This is a genomic window from Streptococcus halotolerans, from assembly GCF_001598035.1.
GTDB lineage: Bacteria > Bacillota > Bacilli > Lactobacillales > Streptococcaceae > Streptococcus > Streptococcus halotolerans.
Window position 1 is genome coordinate 359,459 of sequence record NZ_CP014835.1, and the last position, 24,789, is coordinate 384,247.

26 protein-coding genes and 1 other annotated feature are annotated in these 24,789 nt (G+C 38.3%); of the genes, 20 read left to right on the plus strand and 6 right to left on the minus strand.

Translation table 11 applies throughout. The annotated features are described in order from the left end of the window. Positions 1 to 13: 13 nt before the first annotated feature. Positions 14 to 1,288: a hydroxymethylglutaryl-CoA reductase, degradative gene (locus tag A2G56_RS01600; RefSeq protein ID WP_062708081.1), complete on the minus strand. Its 1,275-nt coding sequence runs from the start codon at positions 1,286 to 1,288 to the stop codon at positions 14 to 16. Continuing rightward, positions 1,281 to 2,456 carry a hydroxymethylglutaryl-CoA synthase gene (locus A2G56_RS01605; RefSeq protein ID WP_062708084.1) on the minus strand — a complete coding sequence of 392 codons (1,176 nt, stop codon included), beginning with the start codon at positions 2,454 to 2,456 and terminating at the stop codon, positions 1,281 to 1,283. Before A2G56_RS01605 ends, A2G56_RS01600 begins: the two co-directional genes overlap by 8 nt. 196 nt (positions 2,457 to 2,652) lie before the next feature. On the opposite strand from A2G56_RS01605, the gene A2G56_RS01610 reads away from it, so the two are divergent. From A2G56_RS01610 to A2G56_RS01645, 8 genes are all read left to right on the plus strand, one after another. Then, positions 2,653 to 3,492: a thymidylate synthase gene (locus A2G56_RS01610; RefSeq protein WP_062708087.1), complete on the plus strand. Its 840-nt coding sequence runs from the start codon at positions 2,653 to 2,655 to the stop codon at positions 3,490 to 3,492. A 72-nt stretch (positions 3,493 to 3,564) separates the two neighbouring features. Next, positions 3,565 to 4,068 (plus strand): dihydrofolate reductase, encoded by a 504-nt coding sequence (locus A2G56_RS01615; protein WP_062708090.1) that lies wholly within the window; start codon positions 3,565 to 3,567, stop codon positions 4,066 to 4,068. A gap of 189 nt (positions 4,069 to 4,257) precedes the next feature. Next, positions 4,258 to 5,487, plus strand: a complete 1,230-nt coding sequence (gene clpX, locus A2G56_RS01620; protein ID WP_062708093.1) for an ATP-dependent Clp protease ATP-binding subunit ClpX — start codon at positions 4,258 to 4,260, stop codon at positions 5,485 to 5,487. A gap of 8 nt (positions 5,488 to 5,495) precedes the next feature. Next, positions 5,496 to 6,095 (plus strand): ribosome biogenesis GTP-binding protein YihA/YsxC, encoded by a 600-nt coding sequence (gene yihA / locus A2G56_RS01625; RefSeq protein ID WP_062708096.1) that lies wholly within the window; start codon positions 5,496 to 5,498, stop codon positions 6,093 to 6,095. Positions 6,096 to 6,102: 7 nt separating this feature from the next. Next, a complete protein-coding gene (locus tag A2G56_RS01630) occupies positions 6,103 to 6,747 on the plus strand; it encodes a deoxynucleoside kinase (RefSeq protein WP_062708100.1) in 645 nt (214 codons plus the stop codon). Between the two features lie 484 nt (positions 6,748 to 7,231). Further along, complete coding sequence (locus A2G56_RS01635; protein WP_062708102.1) at positions 7,232 to 7,651, plus strand: Rrf2 family transcriptional regulator; 420 nt, start codon at positions 7,232 to 7,234, stop codon at positions 7,649 to 7,651. Between the two features lie 94 nt (positions 7,652 to 7,745). After that, complete coding sequence (locus A2G56_RS01640; RefSeq protein WP_062708105.1) at positions 7,746 to 8,753, plus strand: NADP-dependent oxidoreductase; 1,008 nt, start codon at positions 7,746 to 7,748, stop codon at positions 8,751 to 8,753. A gap of 9 nt (positions 8,754 to 8,762) precedes the next feature. Beyond that, the gene (locus A2G56_RS01645) at positions 8,763 to 9,599 is read left to right on the plus strand and encodes an alpha/beta fold hydrolase (RefSeq protein WP_062708108.1); all 837 of its coding nucleotides are present in this window, start codon (positions 8,763 to 8,765) and stop codon (positions 9,597 to 9,599) included. 575 nt (positions 9,600 to 10,174) lie between these two features. Here A2G56_RS01645 and A2G56_RS01650 read toward each other — a convergent pair. Continuing rightward, positions 10,175 to 10,546 carry a winged helix-turn-helix transcriptional regulator gene (locus A2G56_RS01650; RefSeq protein WP_062708111.1) on the minus strand — a complete coding sequence of 124 codons (372 nt, stop codon included), beginning with the start codon at positions 10,544 to 10,546 and terminating at the stop codon, positions 10,175 to 10,177. 160 nt (positions 10,547 to 10,706) lie between these two features. On the opposite strand from A2G56_RS01650, the gene A2G56_RS01655 reads away from it, so the two are divergent. The 4 genes from A2G56_RS01655 (at position 10,707) to rplL (ending at position 13,970) form a co-directional block, all read left to right on the plus strand. Further along, complete coding sequence (locus A2G56_RS01655) at positions 10,707 to 12,038, plus strand: NtaA/DmoA family FMN-dependent monooxygenase (protein WP_062708114.1); 1,332 nt, start codon at positions 10,707 to 10,709, stop codon at positions 12,036 to 12,038. Positions 12,039 to 12,146: 108 nt separating this feature from the next. Further along, the gene (locus A2G56_RS01660) at positions 12,147 to 12,752 is read left to right on the plus strand and encodes a cadmium resistance transporter (protein ID WP_062708117.1); all 606 of its coding nucleotides are present in this window, start codon (positions 12,147 to 12,149) and stop codon (positions 12,750 to 12,752) included. Between the two features lie 102 nt (positions 12,753 to 12,854). Beyond that, positions 12,855 to 12,991 (plus strand) — a sequence feature (ribosomal protein L10 leader region). A 32-nt stretch (positions 12,992 to 13,023) separates the two neighbouring features. Beyond that, a complete protein-coding gene (gene rplJ, locus A2G56_RS01665) occupies positions 13,024 to 13,527 on the plus strand; it encodes a 50S ribosomal protein L10 (protein ID WP_018379546.1) in 504 nt (167 codons plus the stop codon). A gap of 74 nt (positions 13,528 to 13,601) precedes the next feature. Continuing rightward, positions 13,602 to 13,970 (plus strand): 50S ribosomal protein L7/L12, encoded by a 369-nt coding sequence (gene rplL / locus A2G56_RS01670; RefSeq protein ID WP_062708119.1) that lies wholly within the window; start codon positions 13,602 to 13,604, stop codon positions 13,968 to 13,970. Positions 13,971 to 14,088: 118 nt separating this feature from the next. Here rplL and A2G56_RS01675 read toward each other — a convergent pair whose 3' ends face one another. The 3 genes from A2G56_RS01675 to A2G56_RS01685 form a co-directional block, all read right to left on the minus strand. Further along, positions 14,089 to 15,348 carry an ISL3 family transposase gene (locus tag A2G56_RS01675; RefSeq protein ID WP_062708122.1) on the minus strand — a complete coding sequence of 420 codons (1,260 nt, stop codon included), beginning with the start codon at positions 15,346 to 15,348 and terminating at the stop codon, positions 14,089 to 14,091. 142 nt (positions 15,349 to 15,490) lie between these two features. Then, positions 15,491 to 17,680 (minus strand): alpha-galactosidase, encoded by a 2,190-nt coding sequence (locus A2G56_RS01680; protein ID WP_062708125.1) that lies wholly within the window; start codon positions 17,678 to 17,680, stop codon positions 15,491 to 15,493. After that, positions 17,670 to 18,506 (minus strand): AraC family transcriptional regulator, encoded by an 837-nt coding sequence (locus A2G56_RS01685; RefSeq protein ID WP_062708128.1) that lies wholly within the window; start codon positions 18,504 to 18,506, stop codon positions 17,670 to 17,672. The genes A2G56_RS01680 and A2G56_RS01685 overlap by 11 nt, the downstream gene beginning before the upstream one ends. A 143-nt stretch (positions 18,507 to 18,649) precedes the next feature. On the opposite strand from A2G56_RS01685, the gene A2G56_RS01690 reads away from it, so the two are divergent. From A2G56_RS01690 to A2G56_RS01725, 8 genes are all read left to right on the plus strand, one after another. Beyond that, positions 18,650 to 19,990, plus strand: a complete 1,341-nt coding sequence (locus A2G56_RS01690) for a glycoside hydrolase family 32 protein (RefSeq protein WP_082785087.1) — start codon at positions 18,650 to 18,652, stop codon at positions 19,988 to 19,990. Next, positions 19,983 to 21,371 carry a PTS transporter subunit EIIC gene (locus A2G56_RS01695; RefSeq protein ID WP_062708131.1) on the plus strand — a complete coding sequence of 463 codons (1,389 nt, stop codon included), beginning with the start codon at positions 19,983 to 19,985 and terminating at the stop codon, positions 21,369 to 21,371. The genes A2G56_RS01690 and A2G56_RS01695 overlap by 8 nt, the downstream gene beginning before the upstream one ends. Positions 21,372 to 21,579: 208 nt before the next feature. Further along, positions 21,580 to 22,224 (plus strand): ArsR/SmtB family transcription factor, encoded by a 645-nt coding sequence (locus A2G56_RS01700; protein ID WP_062708134.1) that lies wholly within the window; start codon positions 21,580 to 21,582, stop codon positions 22,222 to 22,224. Between the two features lie 217 nt (positions 22,225 to 22,441). Then, entirely contained in the window at positions 22,442 to 22,753 is a 312-nt protein-coding gene (gene trxA / locus A2G56_RS01705; RefSeq protein WP_062708136.1) for a thioredoxin, read from the plus strand. A gap of 9 nt (positions 22,754 to 22,762) precedes the next feature. Next, positions 22,763 to 23,683 carry a thioredoxin-disulfide reductase gene (trxB, locus tag A2G56_RS01710; protein ID WP_062708141.1) on the plus strand — a complete coding sequence of 307 codons (921 nt, stop codon included), beginning with the start codon at positions 22,763 to 22,765 and terminating at the stop codon, positions 23,681 to 23,683. Beyond that, entirely contained in the window at positions 23,680 to 23,949 is a 270-nt protein-coding gene (locus A2G56_RS01715; RefSeq protein ID WP_062708144.1) for a hypothetical protein, read from the plus strand. Before trxB ends, A2G56_RS01715 begins: the two co-directional genes overlap by 4 nt. A gap of 1 nt (position 23,950) precedes the next feature. Beyond that, positions 23,951 to 24,130: a type Z 30S ribosomal protein S14 gene (locus tag A2G56_RS01720; RefSeq protein ID WP_062708147.1), complete on the plus strand. Its 180-nt coding sequence runs from the start codon at positions 23,951 to 23,953 to the stop codon at positions 24,128 to 24,130. A 16-nt stretch (positions 24,131 to 24,146) separates the two neighbouring features. Beyond that, positions 24,147 to 24,788, plus strand: coding sequence for a DsbA family oxidoreductase (locus tag A2G56_RS01725; RefSeq protein WP_062708150.1), 642 nt, complete (start codon positions 24,147 to 24,149; stop codon positions 24,786 to 24,788). Position 24,789: the final 1 nt, after the last annotated feature.

Genomic DNA, 24,789 nt, shown 5'->3' on the forward strand with positions numbered 1-24,789 from the left:
AGCTGTGCTAGCTTCAGTTTTCTTGTCTCAATTTTTGGAGCAAGGCTTTAGAGGTTTCCAAGTTCATGTGTTTTTCTTTTAAGAGCTCTTGAACTAATGGTCCAACTTCTTTGTCTTTGGCACCAGCAAGAAGTGCTAAGGATTTAGCCTGTAATTTCATGTGCCCTGCTTGGATTCCCGTTGAGGTCAAAGCCTTCAGGGCTGCAAAGTTTTGCGCTAAACCAAGTGATGCAATCAAGCTAGCAAGTTCTTTAGCGTTAGGATTGCCTAACAAGTCATGAGCGACTTGAACGGTTGGATTGAGACCAATAGAACCACCTCTAGTGGCGATTGGCATTGGTAAAGTCATATGTCCCTTGATAGTGGCAGCTTCTTCATCGTAACTCCAGTGGCTCAACCCTCTGTACTGACCATCTCGGCTAGCATAGGCATGAGCACCAGCTTCAATCGCACGCCAGTCGTTACCTGTTGCCATAACCAAAGCGTCAATGCCATTAAAAATGCCTTTATTATGAGTGCTAGCACGATAGGAGTCAACTTGTGCTAGTCGACTGGCCATGACCAGTTTTTGCGCCAGGTGATGCGCCTCTTCCTTATTCCGACTAAGGCTAGAAATATTAACTTGACAGTCAGCTGAAACTAAACTTTCTGTAGCATAGTTAGAGAGGATGGCCATTAGAGATTGTCCTTGGGACAATTCTTCTAAAGAAGGAACCAGGGCTTCCATCATGGTGTTGACCATGTTAGCTCCCATAGCTTCTTGGGTATCCACTGAAACATAAACTATAAGAAAGTCTTCTTTTGGCTCTAACCAGAGGTTTCGAGTACCGCCACCACGTTTGACGATGGAAGGGTGGGCTTGATTCGCTAGGCTAAGCAAGAAGGCCTTTTTCTCTAAAATACTAGCAGTGGCCTCGTCAACATTAGGCACTTCAAAGAGGGCAACCTGTCCAATCATTTGACGATTATGGACAGTGGTTGTAAAACCTCCTGAACGTTTAATCATTTTAGCGGCGAAGCTAGCAGCAGCTACTACAGAAGGTTCTTCCGTCACCATAGGTAAGTGATAGGTTTTACCATTGACCAAAAAGTCAGGGGCGATGGCAAAAGGTAGAGACAGCTCAGAAACGACATTTTCGGCCATTTGATTCGCTGTTTCTAGCGGTAATTTTTTCTGTTGTTGTAGAATCTCTTGGCTCTCTTCTTTGAGCAAGCCAAACTCTCTAATCAGGTCAATCCGTTCTTGTGGGCTTTTTTTAGCAAAGCCAGTCCATTTTAAATTAGTCATGTTCTTTTCTCACATAGATGCGTTGATGATTTTGGATTTGTTCTAAGGCGAAGCTCCCTGTATCATAAGTGTCAAACTTGGCATTTCCTTCTTCAGTCAAATCAGGTTCTTCATAAAAGAGTTTTTCATAAGCACTGATACTAAGAGCGCTACGCTTCTCCAAGTCAGCTGTGCGATCACTGCGGAGCATTTCCTTAAAACCATCTATCAAGTGAAGGGAGAAAATTTCAGAAACAGCGCCAGAGCCATATGAAAAGAGCCCAATTTTATCACCAGCTTGGAGTGTTTGACTATTTTCTAAAAGAGACAGTAAGCCTAAATAGAGCGATCCGGTATAGATATTGCCGACTTTTCGACTATATTGAATTGAAGCCTCAAACTGATCGGTCAAGTGGTTTTTAAACGATTCATCTAAGTCCTTAGGCATGATTTTTTTGAGTCCTTTTAAGGCTAACTTAGGGTATGGCAAGTGGAAGCAAAAAGCAGCAAAATCTTCTAAGTTGGCTTGATGTCGTTTTTGGTACTCGGCCCAAGTTGTTTTGAGACTATCTAAATATTGTTTGGTTGAGTAAATACCATCAACAAAGGGTGTTGTTGAATAGTTTGGACGCCAGAAATCATAGATATCACGGGTTTGAGCGACATTGTCATCTGAGAAAGCGGCAATGCGAGGATTGGAAGTTACTAACATGGCGACAGCTCCTGCCCCCTGAGTGGCTTCACCAGCAGATGCGATACCATATTTGGCGATGTCACTTGCGATAACGAGCACTTTGCGGTCAGGATTTTTTTCCACATGCAATTTAGCATAGTTTAGCCCTGCGGTTCCTGCGTAGCAAGCTTCTTTCATTTCCACAGAACGAGCAAAGGGTTGGATACCAAGGAGTTGATGAACATAGACGCTGGCTGCTTTGGATTGGTCAATACCGGATTCCGTCGCTACGATAACCATGTCAATAGTTGTCTTGTCGTCATCTGTCAAAATAGTTTGAGCAGCAGAAGCCGCCAAGGTGACAATATCTTCTGTAATCGGTGTGATACTTAAGGCATCCAACATCAGACCTGTTGTGTATTTTTCGATTTTTTGCCCACGGGCTTGGGCCAATTCTTCTAACTTTAAAACGTACTGACTGGTTGCAAAACCAATCTTATCAATTCCGATGGTCATAAAACCCTTCCTTCATCTCTTCATAAAATGTTTTAGTAATTAAATTGTAACATAAAACGAGCCGTTGCTTGTTATTTTGGCATATGATTTGATAAAAGTGATGGAATGATTTAATAACTATTTTTCTAGTGGAAAAAAAGAGTAAAATTCGATAAACTATACTAGTTATAGAAAAATAAACGAGGTAACTGAGTCCATGACAAAAGCAGATGATATTTTTAAAGCCAATATTAAGCGTATCTTAGACGAGGGTGTCATGTCTGAACAGGCTCGTCCCAAGTATAAGAATGGTCAAACGGCTAATTCAAAGTATGTGACCGGAGCATTTGCGGAGTATGATTTAGCAAAGGGAGAGTTTCCTATTACCACTTTGCGTCCAATTCCTATAAAATCTGCTATTAAAGAAATTCTTTGGATTTATCAAGATCAATCTAATAGTCTGGATGTTTTAGAAGAAAAGTACAATGTTCACTATTGGAATGATTGGGAAGTTGGTGACAGTCGGACGATAGGAGAGCGTTACGGAGCTGTCGTTAAAAAACATGACATTATCCATAAGATTTTGAAGCAACTGGAAGAAAATCCATGGAATCGTCGTAATGTCATCTCGCTTTGGGATTATGAGGCTTTTGAAGAAACAGGTGGTCTCCTCCCTTGTGCCTTTCAAACCATGTTTGATGTTCGACGGGTAGATGGCGATATTTACTTGGATGCAACGTTGACCCAACGTTCAAATGATATGTTGGTAGCGCATCATATTAATGCCATGCAATACGTTGCTCTTCAGATGATGATTGCCAAACATTTTGGTTGGAAGGTTGGGAAATTCTTTTATTTCATTAACAACCTTCATATTTATGATAATCAATTTAACCAAGCTAATGAGTTATTAAAACGTGAACCCAGTGTTCATCAGCCACGATTGGTATTAAACGTTCCAGATAAGACTAATTTCTTTGATATTAAAGCAGAAGATTTTCAATTGGTGGATTACGATCCTGTTAAGCCACAATTAACATTTGATTTAGCTATCTAGTGATTTTATGTCAGCATTTTTGCTTAAATTTTGCTAGAATAAAAATGATAGATATTAAAAAGTAGGAAGCAAATGAGCAAAGATATTATTGCCATATGGGCAGAAGATAACCATCATTTAATTGGTCACAAAGACAGCTTGCCATGGCGTCTACCAAAGGAATTAAAACATTTTAAAGACACCACCATGGGGCAAGTCTTGCTGATGGGAAGGGTGACTTTCGAGGGAATGAACCGCCGCGTTCTTCCTGGAAGACAGACTATCGTTTTGACGAGGGATAAAGACTACCAAGCTGACGATGTTATTGTCCTACACTCAAAAGCAGAAGTGCTTGATTGGTTTGACAACCAAGACAAAACCTTGTTTATTGTTGGCGGAGCTCGTATTTATCAGAGCTTTTTATCGGTGGCTAATAAGTTATTAAAGACGGAAGTCGATGGTGTTTTTGAAGGGGATACCTATTTTCCTGATTATCCCGAAACAGACTTTGAACTAGTTTCTGAAAGATTTTTTGAAAAAGACGACAAAAACGCATATAACTTTACAGTTAAAGAATTGGTAAGGAAGGTGAAGTAAGCCATGCAGCGTAGTTTATTTGGTGTTTTTACCGCATGTTTGGCGATCATCTGCTTTTTATGCGCATTGCCAGCGTTCAAAAAAAACCGATACGGATTAGGAGTCATTTTTTTATTAAATGCCTTTACAAATCTAGTTAATACGATTCATGCCTTTTACGGTACACTATTTTAGGAGATAAGAAAAATCATGGTTGGAAATCGAACGAATGATACAATGGTTTATTGCTCTTTTTGTGGCAAAAACCAAGATGAAGTCAAAAAAATCATTGCCGGAAATGGTGTCTTCATCTGTGATGAATGTGTTGCTTTATCACAAGAAATTATAAAAGAAGAGTTAGCTGAAGAAGTTTTAGCTGATTTGACAGAAGTTCCAAAGCCAAAAGAATTGTTGGCTATTTTAAACCAATACGTTGTTGGTCAGGATCGAGCTAAACGTGCCTTGGCAGTAGCAGTCTACAATCACTACAAACGGATTAGTTTTACAGAGAGTCGTGATGAGGAAGATGTCGTTCTTCAAAAATCGAACATTCTAATGATTGGTCCAACAGGTTCGGGAAAAACATTCTTAGCCCAAACCTTGGCTAAAAGTCTCAACGTCCCATTTGCCATTGCTGATGCGACATCCTTGACAGAAGCTGGTTATGTGGGAGAAGACGTTGAGAATATCCTGTTGAAACTGATCCAAGCAGCCGACTACAATGTAGAACGAGCTGAACGTGGCATTATCTACGTCGATGAAATTGATAAAATTGCCAAAAAAGGTGAGAATGTTTCCATTACACGCGATGTTTCGGGTGAAGGGGTACAACAAGCACTTCTCAAAATTATCGAGGGAACGGTTGCCAGTGTGCCGCCACAAGGGGGACGTAAACACCCAAGTCAAGAAATGATTCAAATTGACACGAAGAACATTCTGTTTATTGTTGGTGGTGCTTTTGATGGTATCGAAGAGATTGTTAAACAGCGTCTCGGCGAAAAGATCATTGGATTTGGTCAAAATAGTAAGAAAGTTTCAGATGATTCGTCTTACATGCAAGAAATCATTGCCGAAGATATTCAAAAATTTGGTCTTATTCCGGAGTTCATTGGTCGCTTGCCTGTCACAGCAGCGCTTGAACAGTTGACGGTTAATGACTTGATTCTCATTTTGACAGAACCTAAAAATGCGCTTGTTCGCCAATATGAAACCCTGTTATCATATGACAACGTCGAATTAGCATTTGATCGTGAAGCCTTAGAAGCCATTGCTGCTAAAGCTATTGAACGTAAAACAGGTGCGCGCGGCTTACGTTCCATCATTGAAGAGACCATGATGGACATCATGTTTGAAGTTCCAAGCCAAGAAGATGTCAAGCGTGTTCGGATTACCAAAGATGCAGTAGATGGTACAGGTCAACCGATTTTAGAAACGGCTTAGGAGAATTTATGGCTGAAGAACAGGTTTTAAATACCCACAATGCCTCAATCCTTTTGAGTGCTGCAAATAAATCTCATTACCCCCAAGACGATTTACCCGAGGTAGCTCTAGCTGGTCGTTCAAATGTAGGGAAGTCTAGCTTTATTAATACGCTTTTGGGACGCAAGAATCTAGCACGTACGTCAGGAAAACCAGGAAAAACACAATTGCTAAATTTCTTCAATATCGATGATAAACTGCGATTTGTTGACGTCCCTGGCTATGGTTATGCCAAGGTATCCAAAAAAGAACGTCTTAAATGGGGAAAAATGATTGAGGAATACTTAGTCACACGGGATAATCTAAGAGTGGTTGTGAGTTTAGTTGATTTGCGTCACGACCCTTCTCAAGATGACATCCAGATGTATGAGTTTCTCAAATACTATGAGATTCCTGTTATTATTGTCGCCACAAAGGCAGACAAAATTCCTCGCGGAAAGTGGCAGAAACACGAATCAGCGATTAAAAAGAAATTGAATTTTGATCCAAACGATGCTTTTATCGTTTTTTCATCAGTGACTCGTGAAGGATTGGATGCTTCATGGGACACCATTTTAGATTACCTTTAGGAGAATTATGTTGATTGTATTAGCTGGAACCATCGGAGCTGGTAAAAGCTCTCTTGCCAAGGCTTTAGGAGAACATCTGGGAACAGATGTTTTTTATGAGGCTGTTGATAACAACCCTGTTTTGGATTTGTATTATGAGGATCCTAAAAAGTATGCCTTTCTTTTGCAGATTTATTTTTTAAATAAACGCTTTGAATCCATCAAGGCAGCCTATAAAGATGATAATAATGTGCTTGATCGGTCTATTTTTGAAGATGAATTGTTTTTAACGCTAAACTACAAGCAGGGTAATGTCACGAAAACAGAACTCGATATTTATAAAGAATTACTCGATAATATGATGGAAGAATTAGATGGGATGCCTAAAAAACGCCCTGATCTTCTGATCTACATCGATGTTACGTTTGAAAAGATGCTGGAGCGTATTGAAAGACGTGGCCGTTCGTTTGAACAAATTGACGGCAATCCAGGACTTTATGATTATTATCAATTGGTTCATGGGGAGTACCCAACATGGTATGATAATTATGATTTTTCACCGAAGATGCGCATTGTCGGAGATGAATTGGATTTCGTCAATTCAGAAGAAGACCTCCAAACGGTTTTGAAGATGATTGAAGAAGAGTTGAAAAAACTCAACTTGAACAAATAAGAAGAAAGCTACTGAGCTCCCCTTAAAATGGGCTATTCAGTGGCTTTTTGTTTTATATAGTTAACGATAGCTTAGCAAACATTATGACTTTCAGATCCATCAATGAAGAGGTTCCTAATTGACTATCTTGAATAATAATGTATTTCATTTCAAGTATTCCTGAGATGCGATCGCTCACAAAGGCCTTACTTTATTGGTTAAGTTTAAGCTAATCTTAAAAGCATCGCAGTAGAAGAAGACATATTTTCAGGGATAAGCACACTTTTTCGTACCAATATAGTTTTAGTAAAGAAGCCTTTAAGTTTATTTAAGTAGCTTTAGGATTTTCTTAAAGAGAAGGCAAGAAGCGAGTAGATGATGTCAGCTATTCCGTATGAACCCGGTCAACATTTTTCTTAATAAGTGCAAAAGACTTGCTCAAATAAACGAATTCTGTTAAAGTTATAGTTGTATTTAATACAAGTACAAAATAGAAAGCAACTATATGGATACAAAATTTTCGGTAGCCCTTCATATCTTGGTAATGATTAGTGAAAGTAAGGAAGTGTTTAGTTCACAAGCCCTTGCGACAAGCGTTGGAACAAATGCGAGTTATATTCGAAAGGTTATTTCTCTGTTGAAAAATGCTGGTCTGATAACTTCTCATCAAGGAAAGTCTGGTTACCAGATCAGCAAGTCACCTAAAAGAATTTCTTTATTGGAGATTTACTATGCGACACAGGAAATTGACCACATCCGTCTCTTCCAAATTCACCAAAATGCTAATCAGGATTGTCCTGTCGGGAAGCATATAGAAGGAGCAGTAGCTCCCATTTTTACAAGTGTGGAACAACAATTGGAAAAGGAATTGATAGATCAAACGCTAGATCAAGTGATTGATAATCTTTATCAGATTGCTAAGTAAGTCTATATCTGACTGAGTAAAAGTCAGATTTTCTCAACGCAACAATGTATCTGTTTTAGATACAAGTACATTTTAACAAAAAAAGGAAGAAAACATGAAAGCCGCACAACATACAACTTATAACAAAAACAATATCGCATTAACAATGGTAAACATTGCAAAACCAGCAATTACCCAACATCAAGTGCTTATCAAGGTCAAAGCAGCAGGAGTGAATCCCTTGGATAATATGATTTCTCGTGGTGAGGTCAAGATGATCGTTCCTTATAAAATGCCACAGATAGCGGGTAATGAAGTGGTTGGTTTGGTAGAGCAAGTTGGGTCAAATGTCACAAGTTTTGAAGTGGGAGACCGTGTTTTCGGGCGCTTGCCACTTGATCATATCGGTGCTTTTGCAGAGTATGTCGCAGTGGATGCCGCGTCTCTTGCTAAGGTTCCAGCCTATCTGACAGATGTGGAAGCTGCCGCTGTTCCCCTCACTGCCCTCACCATTATGCAGGCGTTAGATTTGATGGAAGCGCAAGCAGGCAAGACCATCTTCATCTCTGGTGGAACTGGAGGTGTCGGTGGTATGGCGATTCCGATTGCAAAAGCTAAGGGGTTGACGGTTCTTACCAACGGTGATGGTGCCAATGCAGAGCGTGTCCTAGCTCTAGGAGCTGATCGCTTTATCGACTATAAGACAGAAGATTACACCAAGCTTCTTGGAGATGTGGATTATGTCTTAGATACCCTTGGTGGGGAAGAAACTGAGAAACAGATGTCAATTATGACAAAAGGTGGACATTTGGTATCCCTTAGAGCTATGCCAAATGGCGATTTTGCAAAACGCATGAACTTACCAAAAGCAAAACAACTGTTGCTCGAGGTAGCTGGTCATAAGTTTGACAAAATGGCTGCGAAATATGGTGTGCACTACCACTTCATCTTTGTAGAAAGCAATGGTCGACAATTACAAGAAGTAGCTGATCTTTTCACGAAGCTTGAAATCAAGCCGTCTATTGATACTGTTTATCCATTTGAAGAAGTCAATGTAGCCCTTGATAAAGTAGCAAATGGTCGTTCACGTGGCAAAACAGTCCTCAGTTTTGATAATCATTAAGGAGAAAGCATGTCTTATATCACAACGAAAAATCAATATATAAAAGTAGCTGATAACAGAATCGCTTATCGTGAACTTGGTAAAGGAAAGTCTAACTTGCCTCTTGTTATGTTGGTGCATTTAGCAGCTACTTTGGATAATTGGGATCCCAAATTACTCGACTTGATTGCTGAAAAGCAACACTTGATTGTTTTAGATCTGCCTGGTGTAGGTGCTAGTCAAGGAAAGGTGGCAACTACCATTCCTGGTATGGCGGAGCAGGCAATTCACATTATAAAAGCCTTGGGTTACGATCGGATTAACCTACTTGGACTTTCTATGGGCGGAATGATTGCTCAAGAAATCGTACGTCTAAATCCTGACATGGTTCAACGTTTGATTTTAGCAGGAACAGGTCCTCGTGGTGGCAAAGAAATGGATAGAGTGACAGGGAAAACCTTCCGTTATATGTTAAAAGCTGGTTTGGAACGTGTTGACCCTAAGCGCTATATCTTTTATAATCATGATGAACAAGGTAAAGTAGAGGCCGATAAAGTTTTGGGACGCATGGGAATGCGAAGCGATGCTCATGCGGATAAGGAGATGAGGATCTCTGGTTTTCTAACCCAGTTAAAGGCCATCAAGCGTTGGGGGAAAGCTGTTGAGGATGATTTGAGTCACATTACGCAGCCGACCTTGATTGTCAATGGGGATAAGGACATGCAAGTACCGACTGAAAATTCTTATGATATGCATGCGAAAATTAAGGGAAGTAACCTCATCATCTATCCAAATGCAGGTCATGGCTCTATTTTCCAATATGCTGACGAGTTTTCAAAGGACTTACTAGCTTTTTTGGCAGGCTAAAGTATTCAAGTCATTGTAATATTTCTTCAATATAATTGTCTAAAATCTACTACTGGTGACTGTTTCTAATGGGTAATCAGTTATCTTTTCCTATTATGCTCTTCGAAAATCAAAATTAGGTCTCTTGGGCGTGATTGGATGACCTTCAGTTCTATTTTACCTCAGTATCGTTTAGTTTGATTTTATATTTATTGAGACTTAGTGGATTACTGATGAGATAATGTAGCCATTTGACATAATAGTAGAACAAAAGTACCTCAAGAAAAGTACCGCTGTTTGGCGATCTTTTCCTGAGGTGCTTTTGAGTTACCCCCTATTTTCTCAATGAGATGATACTTAGGTGATTGGGGAGACAACAGGATTTATTATTTGGACCATAACGGTAGTATTGGTACTGTATTTCATTGTAGTAGCATTCTTCAAAATAACTAACAGCCAACGTCTTTAGGCGCTAGCTGTTAGTTTGCTCTATATTTCTCGCTCAAATCTTTTCAACTCGAGTGATGGGAAGGATTTTGGATTGTAATGTCTAGTATTGTCAGTGTAAAACATGAGCGACTTTTCCTTAGCGGTGGTTATTTATTCTTAAACAGTTTGGTGTTAGTGTATTTTTCACCATAAGCAACCATCAATTCTAAAATGGGTAAAAGGTCTCTTCCTTTATCAGTTAGTGAATATTCCACTCTAAGTGGTACTTCTGGATAGACACAACGGTTAATCAATTGATCGTGTTCCATCTCTTTGAGTTGTTTAGTGAGTGATCCTTGGGATAGCCCCCCGAGATGGCGCTGAATGTCACTAAAGCGTTTATCCTCATCTATTAGATAATCTAAAATCATCAATTTCCAGCGCCCTGTCATGATATTTTGTGTATATAACAGATGAAAAATGGGTGTCGGATTTTCTAAATCTTCTTCATGAAATCCTTTTGGACAGATTTTAGCCATAGTATACCTCAATAATTGTTAATTAATCTGATTGGTTGAAAGCTTAAAAGGAATGAATTCAACACAAAAGTGTACCTGGTCGTAAAATATTGCCGTCTTCACAACTAATCAGATCGGTGATAGACTTATTTTATCAAAAAAAGAGAAAAGAGAATAAAAAATGACTTCACAAAAACAAATGAAAATTGTCTTACAAATGGTATCAGGCTATGGGGGTGAATTTAAAACTTGGCGATTACCCGAAGCTAAGGCAGATGCCTATTCGGACATGGATCTCTATGTTGAATTAGCACAATTAGCTGAAAAAGGGAAAATCCATGCGCTTTTTATGGCTGATACACCAGCTTTAGTTAATGACTTAGAGACGAACACGCCCATGCATTCAATGGATCCCTTGATTGCAATGACGTCTGTGGCACGTGCGACGTCACATATCGGCTTAGTGGGAACTTTTTCGACAACCTTTAATGAACCTTATAATCTAGCTCGGCATTTAAAAGCCTTAGATGTTATTAGTCGCGGTCGAGTGGGGTGGAACGCTGTCACAACCTCGACCCCTCAAACAGCAGCGAATTTTGGAACCCACATTGCTAATCGTGCAGAGCGTTATGAGAGGGCTCATGAAATGATTGAAGCTGTTCAATCATTATGGGGGTCATGGGGAGAACATGCCTATAAACATGATAAGGAAACAGGGCACTTTGCAGATAGCTCACAGATAAAACCAGTTCACTATCAGGGGCAATACCTGTCAACAGTGGGACCTTTGCCAATCCCACCCTCTGAACAAGGACAGCCAGCTATTTTTCAAGCAGGACCAAGTGGTGAAGGGATAAAACTTGCAGGCCGTTTTGCTTCAGGTGTTTATGCTAATCCATTTACGATTGAAGAATCACGTGAATATCGGGAAATACTCCGCCAAAGCGCTGTTGAACACGGTCGTTCTGCCGATGATATTAACATCTTTACAGGATTTATGTTTACCATTGCCGACACACGTGAGGAGGCTTTGGCCCGTCGTCGTCAAGTGATGAACTTTGATCCTGTGGAAACAGAGCAACGTCTCGACTACTTGTCAGCTATGGTTGGTGTCAATCTCAAAAGTTTAGATGTTGAGCGTCCTCTTCCACAAGGTGTTAGAGAGATGTTGCAGGCACATTGGCAAGATCCACGTTCTCCAAGAGCAGTTGAATTGCTTAAAGAAGGCTATTCTCCAATGGATACATTAGCTATGGGCGTAATCAACTACCATCCTGTTGTTGTCGGTACAGCCAAGGATGTTGCTGATTTTCTCCAAGAATGGTTTGAATCAGGTGCAACAGACGGTTTTTCTATTGTCCCAGATTTAGCGCATGATGGGGTGAAACGTTTTGTAGAAGAGGTTGTTCCAATTTTACAGGAACGTGGTATTTTCCATAAAGATTATGAAGGAGCGACCCTTCGTGAGAATTTGGACTTGCCTTATCAATATGGTTTGAGAGAAGAAGACTAAACTACTGGAAAGATAAGAGTGTTAGCACTTTTATCTTTTTTAGTTATTGACTTTGTAAAAAATCTTTCATATAGTTGTAGTTACTAACACAAGATTATGGGAGGGACTATGCTTCAAACAATTATGTCAGCTTTGGCTGTTTTTGTTTCGACTAGTATTGATTATGTTGTCTTGCTCTTTATCATTTTTGCGAGTTTGGGACGAAAGCAATTTGTAAAGGTTTTGACTGGTCAATATATTGGTATCTCGTTGCTGGTGATTGTTAGCCTTCTAATTGCCTATCTTTTTCGTTTTATTCCAGAAGATTGGATGATAGGATTACTTGGCTTTATTCCAATAGCTTTAGGAATTCGCTATGCCTTTTATGGCGAAGCAGAAGAAGATGACGAAGCGGTTAAAACAAAGCTTGATAACGAAAGAGAGGTTTTGTTAGCTGTGACGACTTTGACAATTGCCTCTGGAGCGGATAACTTAGGTGTTTATATCCCTTATTTTGCAGGTCTTTCTTGGGATCAACTGACGATTGCTCTGTTAATATTTATTGTAGCCACTTTTCTGCTTAATTGGACAATCTACCAGGTCGCTGACAATTCTTGGATAGCTGATGCAGTTGAGAGAGTTGAAAAACGGCTGTTACCTCTGGTCTTGATTGGACTTGGACTTTATCTGTTAATAGAGAATGGAACGGTAAGTCACCTATTGAACATAGGCTAATCTCATCAGAAATCAATGTTTTCGTAATTGGTTGGCCAAAAAAAATAAAAAAATCGCATAAAAAACTTGCATCTTTTGAAAAAGAATGATATTATGATAAAGGTTTTGAAATAAAACTGACCTAAGACAGCAGGGGAGCACGACTCATAAACATCCTGCCGAGGCACAAAACGTAACGAATAAATTGTAACGTATTGTACTTTCGTGTCTAGGTTTAGGTGCGATTTTTTTGTGCCTAGCCCAAAAAATAAAAACGGAGGTAAAACTACTAATGAGTGAAGCAATTATTGCTAAAAAAGCTGAACAAGTCTCAGTTGTTGCTGAGAAAATGAAAGCTGCAGCATCTATCGTAGTTGTCGATTCACGTGGACTTACAGTTGATCAAGATACTGTACTTCGTCGTAATCTTCGTGAAAGCGATGTTGAGTTTAAAGTAATTAAAAACTCAATTTTGTCACGTGCTGCTGAAGAAGCTGGACTTTCAGAACTTAAAGAACTTTTTGTTGGACCATCTGCTGTAGCCTTTTCTAACGAAGATGTTATCGCACCAGCTAAAGTTATCAGCGAATTCGCTAAAGACGCAGAAGCTCTTGAGATTAAAGGTGGTGTTGTTGACGGTTCATTCACATCTGTGGAAGAAATCAACGCTCTTGCATCACTTCCAAACAAAGAGGGTATGCTATCTATGCTCCTTTCTGTTCTTCAAGCGCCAGTTCGCAACGTTGCATACGCTGTCAAAGCTGTTGCAGAAAAAGACGAAGACGGTGCTGCATAAGCATCTCTTCGCAACTCGTAGCCTAAGGTTACAAACATTTTATATTATATCATCTATACTTGGAGGAAATTACAATGGCATTGAACATTGAAAACATTATTGCTGAAATTAAAGAAGCTACTATTCTTGAGCTTAACGACCTTGTAAAAGCTATCGAAGAAGAATTTGGTGTAACTGCAGCTGCTCCTGTAGCTGCAGCTGCAGCAGGTGCTGCTGACGCAGGTGCTGCTAAAGATTCATTCGACGTAGAATTGACAGCTGCTGGTGACAAAAAAGTTGGCGTTATCAAAGTTGTTCGTGAAATCACAGGCGAAGGTCTTAAAGAAGCTAAAGCTATCGTTGATGGTGCACCATCAGTTATTAAAGAAGGTGCTTCAGAAGCAGAAGCTAACGAAATCAAAGAAAAACTTGAAGCAGCAGGTGCTTCAGTTACTCTTAAATAATTATTTTTATAGCTTAACAGCTTAAAAATATGATTAAACCGCTATTCTTAGGAGTAGCGGTTTTTTGTGCGTTATATGATTTTTGGCTCTTTGTCAACTGTAGTGGGTTGACTTATAGCTAACACCGAGAGAGGACCAGTTTGGTCTTCTCTTTTGTTGTATTCAAAGCAAGATAAATCCGTTTTTTTGAAGTTTTCATCTTCCTAAAGCTAAAAGCATTTCGCTTAATGACTTTAATAAGGTTGTTGGTCGCCTCTGGTTTGGCATTGGAATAAGGTAGTTTCAGAGCATTAATAATCTTCTCTTTGTCTTTTAGAAAGGTTGACAAGACGGTCTTGAAGATGGGATGGACCTGTTTGATGGTATCAGAAATGAGTTCAAAGAAGTGTTTCTCCTGCTTTTCTTGGTAATGAAAGAGAAAGCATTGGAAGAGGTCATAGTGGTGACGTAGCTCATCAGAGTAGCTCAAAAGACGTTGCACAATCTCTTGATTGGTCAAGTGCATGCGAAAAGTTGGACGATAAAACCGTTTATCGTTTAGGTTACGACTATCTTGTTGGATGAGTTTCCAGTAACGTTTCAAGGCCTTATAGTCGTAAGATTGATGCTCAAATTGGTTCATGATTTGGATACGGAAACGGTTCATGGCACGAGATAACTGTTGAACAATGTGGAACCTATCGAGAACAATCTTAGCCTTAGGAAACAGTTGCTTAGCGATGTCATAGTAGGGACTAAACATATCCATGGTGATGACTTTGACACGACTGCGCACCTTGTGAGAATACCGCATGAAATGATTTCTGATGACAGCTTGCGTCCGCCCATCAAGGATAGCGATAATCTTGTTAGCATCGAAATCTTGGGCAATAAAGCTCATCTTTCCCTTCTTGAAAGCATACTCATCCCAGGACATGTTCTCAGGTAACCAGGTTAAATCGGTCTTGCATTCAAAGCGGTTGAGTTGCCGATAGACGGTTGACACAGAGACAGACAGGTCTTCAGCGATTTTTGTCATTGCCTCACGACTCATGAGTTTGTCGGTGATTTTGTGGTTAATGATGTTGGGAATCTGGTGATTTTCTCTGACGAGAGAGGTCTTAGCGACAGCCATTTTCCCACACGCTTGACATTTGAAGCGACGCTTTTTGAGACGAATCAGTACTTTACAACCCGCCATTTCCAGATAGGGAATTTTGCATGGCTTTTGGAAGTCGTACTTTGCCATTTTATCTTGACAATCAGGGCATTGCGGGGCATTATAATCTAACTTGGCATGATATTCTCTGTGAGTGAAGAACTTGTCAAATGTCTTTTCAAAAGTGATGTTAGGATCTTTAATGTCAAGCGAATCTTTGATATCATCTAGTTGTTCCATATGAGTCTTTCTAATGAGTGGTTTGGTTGCTCTTCATTATAAGTCATATGGGACTTTTTTGCTATATTCAAAAAGACTCCATAATCTCTGAGGAGAATTTACCCACTACAGAAATTATAGAGCCTGATTTTTTTAATTGGGATTATGTTTTGGAAAAGTGGAGAATAATACTATCCCAGTCTTTTTTTTCAAATTGTAGATGGATGCCTGAGTATATTAACTCAGTTCCGGAAATTACAGCGCTATTTTTTTCAAAAATATAATCAGCATCTGGATTTAGATAGGGTATTTTGATTATATGGTGATGTTCATTGACATGGAATCTATTTCTAAAAACAGTGAGAATATATTCGGATTTGTTCTTGCTTTCAAACAACCACGCAGTCAGATTACTATTAAAGGGTGAAGAGAGCCTATAGAAATTTGAGGATGAAATCAGTTTACGGTCGTGTTTATACTGATCAATATGTTCCTTCACTAGAATAGTATCACACGTTTCTAAGTCAAGAATATCAAGTTCATATCCCATATTGGTTGAAGAAGCTAAATTTTGGCGTGTAGTAAGCGGCGTCTGCCTCTGCGTTTGATGGTTAGGAGTTACAGAAACGTGGCCAGTCATTTGATAAGGGTGAAAAAGATAACTAGCCCCATATTGGATCTCTTGTCTATCTAAGCCATCTGTGTTATCACTAGCCCATGTTTGTGGGAAATAGTAAAGCATTCCAAAATCAAATCGTCCTCCGCCACTCGAGCAGTTTTCAAATAATACATTAGGGAATTTGGACGTTAACTGATTGATTACTTTGTAAAGCCCAAGCATATACTGGTGTGAATATGCTTTAGGGTGTTGCAATGTATTGATTTGGCTAAATGGTTCGGTAATATGTCTATTCATGTCCCATTTAATATAGTCAATTTTATAATTGTGAATGAAGTTTGATAGGGTTGAAATTAGAAAGTCCTGCACTTCAATTTGTGCTAAGTCTAAAACATATTGATTCCTTCCAAGTAGTGGTTCATACCACTTAGATTTCATAATCCAGTCAGGATGCTTATTGAGCAATTGACTATCAGGAGAAACCATCTCAGGCTCGAACCAGATACCAAATTTTAATCCAAGTAAATGAGCTTTATTAATTATGTGATGTAAATCATTTGGAAACTTTCTCTTATCTATCAACCAATCACCCAGAGAGGTTTTCGAATTATTGCGTCCTAAGAACCAGCCATCGTCTAAGATAACGGCCTCGAAACCAAGCTCACATGCTTTATTAACTAGTGAATCCATTTTTTGCTCATTCACATCAAAATAGGACATTTCCCAACTGTTTATGAGAATAGGAGCAGTGCCATTCCGAAAATGTGGTGGAACAATATGATTAGTTGCAAAATCATGAAAAATTTGGGACATCCCATTAAATCCAATTGAACTATAAACTAAAACTGCTTGAGGACTGTAGAAACTCTGATTTTTTTCTAAGGTCCAAGAAAAGTGGTCAGAATTTAAACCGATTTGGAGACGTATTTGATTATATTGGTCACGTTCAACCAGCTCTGTATGGTTACCACTATAAATAAGAGTTAATGCGTGTACTTCTCCAGATGTTTCCGAATTATTTTCGCTTAAAGCTATAAACGGGACATGTTGTGGACCGCTTGCACCGCGAGATGTACCAGTTTTAAATTGGCCGTGATGAATTTTGTGCGAGTCAAGTTGAAATTCTTTTTGGTGTGAACCATGCATTGTCGTAACATTTTGGCCTTGGTAGTAACAATCAATCGATGCACTTGCTAACTGCTCAACGGATAATATAGCACTTCCGTGATTTGTAATTTTACTAGAACGAATGATAGCATTGCTATTTTCAAAAATACTGTAGTATAGATCAACTTTTACCTTAGCAATGTCATCAATCATAGAAATAATTAGGGTTCTAGCCAAGTCTTCACTGGACTCTCTAGCTTGAGGTAATTCAGGAATACGAGGTAACCCATTGATAATTTTATGGCTATGATATTTCAGCCTAATTTGATCAATAGTCATATTTCGCGTAACACGAATAGCAGGATTCTTAAAGTCACCTTGATATGACTGCGGGAATTCCATTGGAAGAAATTCTAAACTAAACTCAGGTCTATTAGCGTATGGGGATGCTGCAAAAGTTTTTTTATACATTGGTACTTGATTGTGTTTTCCATAGTCTCTTAATGCTTTTCCCCAGTAACGATGAGCTAAGTAGGTGTTATGCACAATTTCAATGATATAACTAATATCACCATTTGTAAGATGGAACAGTTGAGTTTCCTCAGAAAAAGAAATATTAAGTGTCATGAGCGAATTCCTTTCTATAGTTAGTTGGCGAGAGTCCTGTGTATTTTTTAAAAAATTTTGAAAAACTAAGCACATCAGAAAAGCCGACGTAACCTGCAACAATGTTAATAGCGTCCTGAGTTTGTAGGAGCAATTCTTTTGATTTTTTTATTTTTAGATTGATAAGATATTGTTTTGGTGAGATTCCTTGTTCTTCTTTAAATAAATTTGCAAAATAATTGGGATGAAGCCCTACAAAATTAGCAATGTCAGAAATCTGAATAGCCTCGTGGTAATGTAATTCCATATAATGAATAGCAAGTGAAGATAAGGACTGCTTTGATTGATAATCCAACATTTCAATCTCATCAACAAGTTTTCCAAGTAGATGGTACATCAGTCCGTTAATTTTTAAGAACGAACTAAACGAGTTATCTGATATTTGCAGTATCTCTCGGATAATATCTTCATATTTTGCTGCATTTTGACAGTCAAAAACAAATTGATTGCGTGCAGCAACTTGATAAATAAAATGCGATTTGATTCCTAAAAATCCAAACCAAGAGTATTGAAACGGATGTTTAAAATCTGACTGGTAGTGAAAAGCATATCCTGCTGGAATGATAAATAGTTGATTAGGAGTGACTTGGTAAGTTTTTCCCTCGATTGTAAAAGTTCCACAACCGTCTCTCACAAAATGAATGACATGATAATCTTTGCCACGTAATTCATAGCTATAACCTGGGGTACAGTGCTCAATCCCACTACTATATAGGATTAGATCAGATATGCTTTTGTTATTGAAATCTGTAAAGCGATCTGTATATTGTTTAAGGTAATGTTTCATAGTGACAGTATACAATATCTTTAAGATGAATGGTATATAATCTTAGAAATTTCCATATTTTCCTTAAATTATACTATGTTTATAAATTGTAAAAAGGGCTATTATAAGTCTATAGAAACAATAAAAAGAATAGAAAAGAAGATATGAAAAATCACTATAAGAATAAGATTCATTTAGAGCCACCGCAAGGGCTTATTAACGATCCAAATGGACTGAGTTATTTTAACGGTGAATACTATGTGTTTCATCAATGGAATCGTTTTTCATGTAATCATACCTATAAAGAATGGGGATTATTTAAGTCGAAAGACTTGCTAACTTGGGAACACAAAGGTTCTGCCATATTACCAGACAGTCAGATAGATTCACACGGTGTCTATTCGGGTTCTGCTGTTGTCGCGGAGGATAAACTTAGAATTTTCTATACAGGTAACACCAAAAGTAAGTTTGGGAGAAAATCTTATCAGTGTTTGGTGGAGAGTGAGGATGGGCAAACCTTTATTAAGAAAAGTAGTTTTGAAACTCCAAATAATTTGACAGAACATCATCGTGATCCAAAAGTATTTTACTTCAATAATACTTGGCATATGCTTATTGGAAGTCAAAATTTAAATGATAGAGGAACTATTGCTTTATACACATCGGATAACCTAGAAGAGTGGCATTATCAAGGGATTTTTTTTGAATCGCCTAAACTAGAGCAAATGTGTGAATGTCCAGATTTGATTGACTTTGGTGAACAACAAGTGTTGCTAGCCTGTCCCCAGAAGCGAAATGTTTTTGAAGATACTGCTATCTCTAGTTATTCAGGATACTACATTGGTAAAATTGTAAATCAAAGTTTTCAATCATTTACAGACTTTTCTTCAGTAGATGATGGTTTTGATTTTTATGCTCCTCAAACGTTTAGAGATCCAAAAGGACGATGTCTGATGTGGGCATGGATGAGCCGAATGTCTGAACAAGAAGAGCAAGCTTGCCCAACCAAGATGTTTGGCTATATGCACTGTTTAACAATGCCTAGAGAAGTTGTTCTAGAAAATGGTGTGCTGCTTCAAAAGCCATTAGAGGAATTTCTTAATCAAAGAAGGACGCTAGAGATAGATTATTCTAATTGGTTTATTTTTGAGCAAAAAGAGGACGTACTTTTGTTTGAAGTTGACTTTTTTGAAACAGCAACAAAGTTTCAGATGGAACTAGCAGAAGGGAATGTAACGCTCACTTATAGGAACAACCAACTTTCACTAAAAAGACAAAGTTGGCTGGATAATCAAATGCAAGCAAAATTAATCAAAATAAAAGAAATAAAAAAGTTACAAGCATTTATTGACCAATCTTCGTTAGAAATATTTATCAATAATGGAGAAAAGGTTATGTCCTTAAGGTACTTTCCTAAAACTCCAAATAAAGTCCATCAATTTAACTGTGATACCAATCACAAAGCTACACTATCAAAAATAGAAATAGGAGAAGAAAATGGATAACAAAACATTAGCAAGAGAAATACTCGACAATGTTGGAGGTATTAAGAACATAAAATCTGCTCAACATTGTGCTACTAGACTACGTATCATTACTAAGAATCAAGAATTAGTTGATGTTAAAGCCATTGAGAATCTCGACAAGGTTAAAGGAAGTTTTTATAACTCTGGACAATATCAAATTATTCTAGGAACTGGACTTGTTGACAAGGTCTATGAAGAATTTATGCCTCTAATTGGACAAGAGACAACAGCCAAGGTTGAAGATGAACTGCCTGGATCAGAAAAAATAACTTTTAGGAGAGCCATTAGAATATTTGGTGACGTTTTCGTGCCAATCATTCCAGTATTGGTGGCGACTGGTCTTTTCATGGGATTACGTGGCCTGCTCACACAAGAGGCCATACTAAGTGTGCTCGGATTAACACCAGGTGATGTTCCGGTTCAACTAATTCAATTCACTCAAATCTTAACAGATACAGCATTTGCTTTTCTACCAGCCTTAGTTGCATGGTCAACGTTTAAAATTTTTGGCGGTACACCTATTATCGGGCTAGTATTAGGTTTGATGCTTGTTCATTCTATTTTACCGAGTGCCTACGCTGTGGGGGCAGGGGAAGCGGAACCATTGATTTTCTTTGGCTTTATTAAAGTCGTCGGTTATCAAGCTTCTGTTTTGCCGGCTTTTATGACAGCTATCGCAACTGCAACTATTGAGAAATGGTTCAAAAAAGTTATTCCAGACTCACTGGATTTGATTTTACGACCGTTTCTAACCTTACTCTGTGGTTTGATTTTAGGTTTATTTATCATCGGTCCAGTCTTCCATGAAGTTGAAAATTATGTATTAGCGGCTGTTAAATTCTTATTAACCTTGCCATTTGGGCTTGGAGGTCTTATTTATGGGTCTTTTGGTCAATTGCTAGGTATTATAGGAATTCACCATATCCTTAGCCTTTTAGAAATCAATATGTTAGCAAAAGATGGCTGGAATTTGCTCAATCCTGTTGGTACGTGTGGCAATGTCGCACAAGCAGGAGCTGTTTTAGCAATTGCGGTTAAGACGGCTTCAAATAAAATGAAACAAATTGCTTATCCGTCAGCCTTATCAGCTGCTTTGGGAATTACGGAACCTGCTGTGTTTGGTGTTACTTTACGACTTGGTAAACCGTTTATCATGTCAATGATTGGAGGCGGCGTTGGTGGTTTCTTTGCTTCAATTTTCCAACTAAGGGCTACGGGATTAGGTTTGACGGGTATTCCAGGAACATTGCTATATCTCAACGGACAATTACCTCTATACATTCTGACAAACTTAATCGCATTTGCTACTGCATTTGCATTGACGTGGGTGTTTGGATACAAGAAAGACGACACATTATAAGTAATAAAGAGTGGAATTTGATAAATTATTCTGATTTATTAATAATTCCACTCTTTTATATATTCATACAAGTAAGGTATAGTCAAATGAATTGCCATTGCTAGATTGTCACTTTTGAATGATTAACAATATTTCTCATAATTGATAATAGTTGACAAAATATCACAGGGGGTTTACTATTTAATTGAATAGTTTAGGAGTTATCATTATGGAAGAAAAAATAGTAGCATACAAAAATAATTTATATCAAGTATTATCAAAATTAACAAAAGGACTCGGTAGTGAGAAGCGTTTAGAAATTTTAAATGCTTTACTGCATGGCGCTAAAACTGTAGATGCTATTGCTAAAGTGACAGGTTTGTCAGTAGCTAATACGTCAAGACACTTGCAAGTCTTAAAAGAAGGGGCGCTTGTTGTTACGACTAGAGAAGGAAATTTTATTCGTTATCGTCTAGCTTCTAAAAAAATAGCTGAGTTGCTTCTTTTGTTATGCCATGTGGGAGAAGAACAATTGACAGATATGAGAGTAATCGAAAATGACTATGACCAGGAAATCGCCGTTAGGAAAGTCGAACTGGATGAAGCGTTAGAAATGGCAAAGGATGATAAAGCTGTTTTACTAGATGTGAGACCATTTGAAGAATTTGAATCAGGTCATCTACCAAATGCAGTTAACTTACCAATGGATGAGTTTGAATCGCAAAAATATAAACTCCCGATTGAGAAAACAATTATCGTTTATTGTAGGGGGAGACTTTGTGGTTATGCCAATCTTGCTGCTAAAGACCTTCAAGAATTGGGTTATGATACTTATAGTCTTAATCGTAGTTTTTCAGACTGGAAATGGGGATAAAAATAATAAAAATGGGGGCTGAGCATGTTATCAGCCCCCTCGTTTTTTACTGAATGTAATGATTCTATAGGTTTGAAACAAAATAGTTGCTTCTTTTTTTGGGTGTGTTATGATTCAATTATTCAATAAAATGATTGAATACGTAAAACAGGAACGTGTTCAGTCAAAAAAAATTAGAAGTGGTATTCAATAATTTGGTTGAATACAGGAGGTTGATATGACTAAACAAGTAATAACAGATAATTTTGCTAAAGAAATTGAAACAGGTGTTTCTCTGGTAGATTTTGGTGCAACTTGGTGCCCACCTTGTCAAATGATGGAGCCAGTGATTGATGAACTATCTCGTGACTTTGCTGGAAAGGCAACTATTGTAAAGGTAGATGTTGATCAGTCTCCTGAACTAGCACAGATGTTTAATATTCGTTCTATTCCAACTATGATTTTCTTTAAAGATGGACAAGCAATAGATGCTACTCTTGGCGTTCAATCTAAAAAATCATTAGCAGAGAAAATTGAAGCAAGCTTATAGGAGATGATGATGTACGATGCTATTATTGTAGGGTCTGGTCCAGCAGGTTATACCGCTGCTATTTATTTAAGTAGAGCTGGTTTAAACAATAAGTTGATTTCTGGTTATTCAGAAGGCGGACAGTTAACAACGACTACTTTGGTTGAGAATTATCCTGGTTTTGAAGTTGGCGTCGATGGTAATGAGCTTGTTAAAAGCATGCGTCGGCAAGCTTCTTCTTTCGGAACTGAAATGGTTTTTGGTCAAGTCGAGAAAATAGAAGGGGAACAGTCACCGTTTAAAGTATATGTTGATAATGGAGAGGTCATTGAGACCAAGGCTGTTATTATTGCAACAGGTTCTAGTGCTAAATACTTAGGGATTGAAGGCGAAGAAGAGGCTGTTGGTAAAGGTGTCAGTGCCTGCGCAACCTGCGATGGTTTCTTTTATAAAGAGAAAGAAGTAGTAGTCGTTGGTGGTGGTGATGTGGCTATGGAAGAAGCCTTATTTCTGACACGGTTTGCTTCTAAAGTGACGATTGTGCACCGACGTGATATCTTGAGAGCATCAGATATAATGGTACAGCGAGCTAAAGGTAATGATAAGATTCATTGGAAATTGGATTACACCCCTGTTGAGGTTCATTCTGATATGTTGGGAATGACGGGACTTGACGTGACAAATAATCAAACGGGTGCTGTTGAGCATCTAAAAGCAGATGGGCTTTTTGTTGCTATTGGACATAGTCCTAATACTGGATTTTTAGATGGTAAGTTAGATTTGGATAATAAAGGTTACATCCAAACAGAATCAGGAACTTCTAAAACCTCTGTAGCAGGCATTTTTGCTGCAGGAGATGTACAAGATCCAAAATATCAGCAAGCTGTGACAGCTGCTGGTAGCGGAGCTATTGCGGCTTTAGATGCCCTAGAATATATTAATGATTTATGATAAAAACAGTGACGTCTAGTTTAGAACTAGAAGATTTGTTAAAAACAAAAGGCGATCTTGCTCTTATTGTATCTGGTAATCAATGTAGTATTGCCTCTCTTGAATTAGGAAATCTTATTTCTAGGATACAGGAAGACAATTTACCGATTTACCAAGCAGATATTTTTCAAGTGCCACGGCTCATTTCTTTATTTGATTTGGAACCAACTGTCTCTACTTTCTTACAATTTAGAGGTGGCCAAGTGATTCTTAAGAAGGAGGTGTAATATGGCGCGAAAAGCATTAAGGGTAAAAAAAGAAAAAGCCTATTCGGTACAAGAATATACGAGATGCTTAGAATGTGGTCGTCCACATTCGGTATATCGCAAGTTTAATCTGTGTCGGATTTGTCTTCGTAAAAATGCTTACCAAGGGATGATCCCCGGATTAAAAAAAGCATCTTGGTAAACAGAAAGGAAATATAATGGAAATTAGTTACTGGTCAGATATAGCTTGCCCATTTTGTTACATCGGTGCTGCTCGGATGAAACGAGCGATGATAGCAGTTGGCATGGATCCTTTTGATTTAAAAATGAAAGCCTATCAACTTAACCCACAGGCGCCGATTGAGACAGATCAAACCATGGCAACACAATTTGCAGCTAGTCACGGAATGACTGATGAAGAAGCACAGCAACAATTTGCACATATGTCAGCAATGGGAGCGGAAGAAGGTTTACATTTGGATGTTGCCTCTGCCATACCGACAAACACGATGTCGGCTCATCGATTGGTTAAATGGGCAGAAAATCGTCTGGATAAAGTTGCGCACCAAGAGTTCATTATGAAGCTTTACAAACTTTATTTTGAAGATTATGTTTCTATTGCAGATAAGGCTGTTCTTCTACAAGCAGCTGTTGAGATGAATTTACCAGAATCAGAAGTAGCAACATTACTAGATAGCCAAGAATTTGAAGATGAAGTTAAACAAGATATGCTCGAAGCTCAACAATCAGGTGTTCAAGGAGCCCCATTTTTTGTAATCAATAATAAGTATGGGATTTCAGGAGCACAGCCCTACGATTATATGGTAGCTGTTTTAAAACAAATCCAAGAAGAAGGATGAC

Excerpts from the sequence above, each read along its gene's own strand:
- A2G56_RS01600 (WP_062708081.1), bottom strand. The coding sequence starts at position 1,288 with ATGACTAATTTAAAATGGACTGGCTTTGCTAAAAAAAGCCCACAAGAA.
- A2G56_RS01605 (WP_062708084.1), bottom strand. The coding sequence starts at position 2,456 with ATGACCATCGGAATTGATAAGATTGGTTTTGCAACCAGTCAGTACGTT.
- A2G56_RS01610 (WP_062708087.1), top strand. The coding sequence starts at position 2,653 with ATGACAAAAGCAGATGATATTTTTAAAGCCAATATTAAGCGTATCTTA.
- A2G56_RS01615 (WP_062708090.1), top strand. The coding sequence starts at position 3,565 with ATGAGCAAAGATATTATTGCCATATGGGCAGAAGATAACCATCATTTA.
- clpX (WP_062708093.1), top strand. The coding sequence starts at position 4,258 with ATGGTTGGAAATCGAACGAATGATACAATGGTTTATTGCTCTTTTTGT.
- yihA (WP_062708096.1), top strand. The coding sequence starts at position 5,496 with ATGGCTGAAGAACAGGTTTTAAATACCCACAATGCCTCAATCCTTTTG.
- A2G56_RS01630 (WP_062708100.1), top strand. The coding sequence starts at position 6,103 with ATGTTGATTGTATTAGCTGGAACCATCGGAGCTGGTAAAAGCTCTCTT.
- A2G56_RS01635 (WP_062708102.1), top strand. The coding sequence starts at position 7,232 with ATGGATACAAAATTTTCGGTAGCCCTTCATATCTTGGTAATGATTAGT.
- A2G56_RS01640 (WP_062708105.1), top strand. The coding sequence starts at position 7,746 with ATGAAAGCCGCACAACATACAACTTATAACAAAAACAATATCGCATTA.
- A2G56_RS01645 (WP_062708108.1), top strand. The coding sequence starts at position 8,763 with ATGTCTTATATCACAACGAAAAATCAATATATAAAAGTAGCTGATAAC.
- A2G56_RS01650 (WP_062708111.1), bottom strand. The coding sequence starts at position 10,546 with ATGGCTAAAATCTGTCCAAAAGGATTTCATGAAGAAGATTTAGAAAAT.
- A2G56_RS01655 (WP_062708114.1), top strand. The coding sequence starts at position 10,707 with ATGACTTCACAAAAACAAATGAAAATTGTCTTACAAATGGTATCAGGC.
- A2G56_RS01660 (WP_062708117.1), top strand. The coding sequence starts at position 12,147 with ATGCTTCAAACAATTATGTCAGCTTTGGCTGTTTTTGTTTCGACTAGT.
- rplJ (WP_018379546.1), top strand. The coding sequence starts at position 13,024 with ATGAGTGAAGCAATTATTGCTAAAAAAGCTGAACAAGTCTCAGTTGTT.
- rplL (WP_062708119.1), top strand. The coding sequence starts at position 13,602 with ATGGCATTGAACATTGAAAACATTATTGCTGAAATTAAAGAAGCTACT.
- A2G56_RS01675 (WP_062708122.1), bottom strand. The coding sequence starts at position 15,348 with ATGGAACAACTAGATGATATCAAAGATTCGCTTGACATTAAAGATCCT.
- A2G56_RS01680 (WP_062708125.1), bottom strand. The coding sequence starts at position 17,680 with ATGACACTTAATATTTCTTTTTCTGAGGAAACTCAACTGTTCCATCTT.
- A2G56_RS01685 (WP_062708128.1), bottom strand. The coding sequence starts at position 18,506 with ATGAAACATTACCTTAAACAATATACAGATCGCTTTACAGATTTCAAT.
- A2G56_RS01690 (WP_082785087.1), top strand. The coding sequence starts at position 18,650 with ATGAAAAATCACTATAAGAATAAGATTCATTTAGAGCCACCGCAAGGG.
- A2G56_RS01695 (WP_062708131.1), top strand. The coding sequence starts at position 19,983 with ATGGATAACAAAACATTAGCAAGAGAAATACTCGACAATGTTGGAGGT.
- A2G56_RS01700 (WP_062708134.1), top strand. The coding sequence starts at position 21,580 with ATGGAAGAAAAAATAGTAGCATACAAAAATAATTTATATCAAGTATTA.
- trxA (WP_062708136.1), top strand. The coding sequence starts at position 22,442 with ATGACTAAACAAGTAATAACAGATAATTTTGCTAAAGAAATTGAAACA.
- trxB (WP_062708141.1), top strand. The coding sequence starts at position 22,763 with ATGTACGATGCTATTATTGTAGGGTCTGGTCCAGCAGGTTATACCGCT.
- A2G56_RS01715 (WP_062708144.1), top strand. The coding sequence starts at position 23,680 with ATGATAAAAACAGTGACGTCTAGTTTAGAACTAGAAGATTTGTTAAAA.
- A2G56_RS01720 (WP_062708147.1), top strand. The coding sequence starts at position 23,951 with ATGGCGCGAAAAGCATTAAGGGTAAAAAAAGAAAAAGCCTATTCGGTA.
- A2G56_RS01725 (WP_062708150.1), top strand. The coding sequence starts at position 24,147 with ATGGAAATTAGTTACTGGTCAGATATAGCTTGCCCATTTTGTTACATC.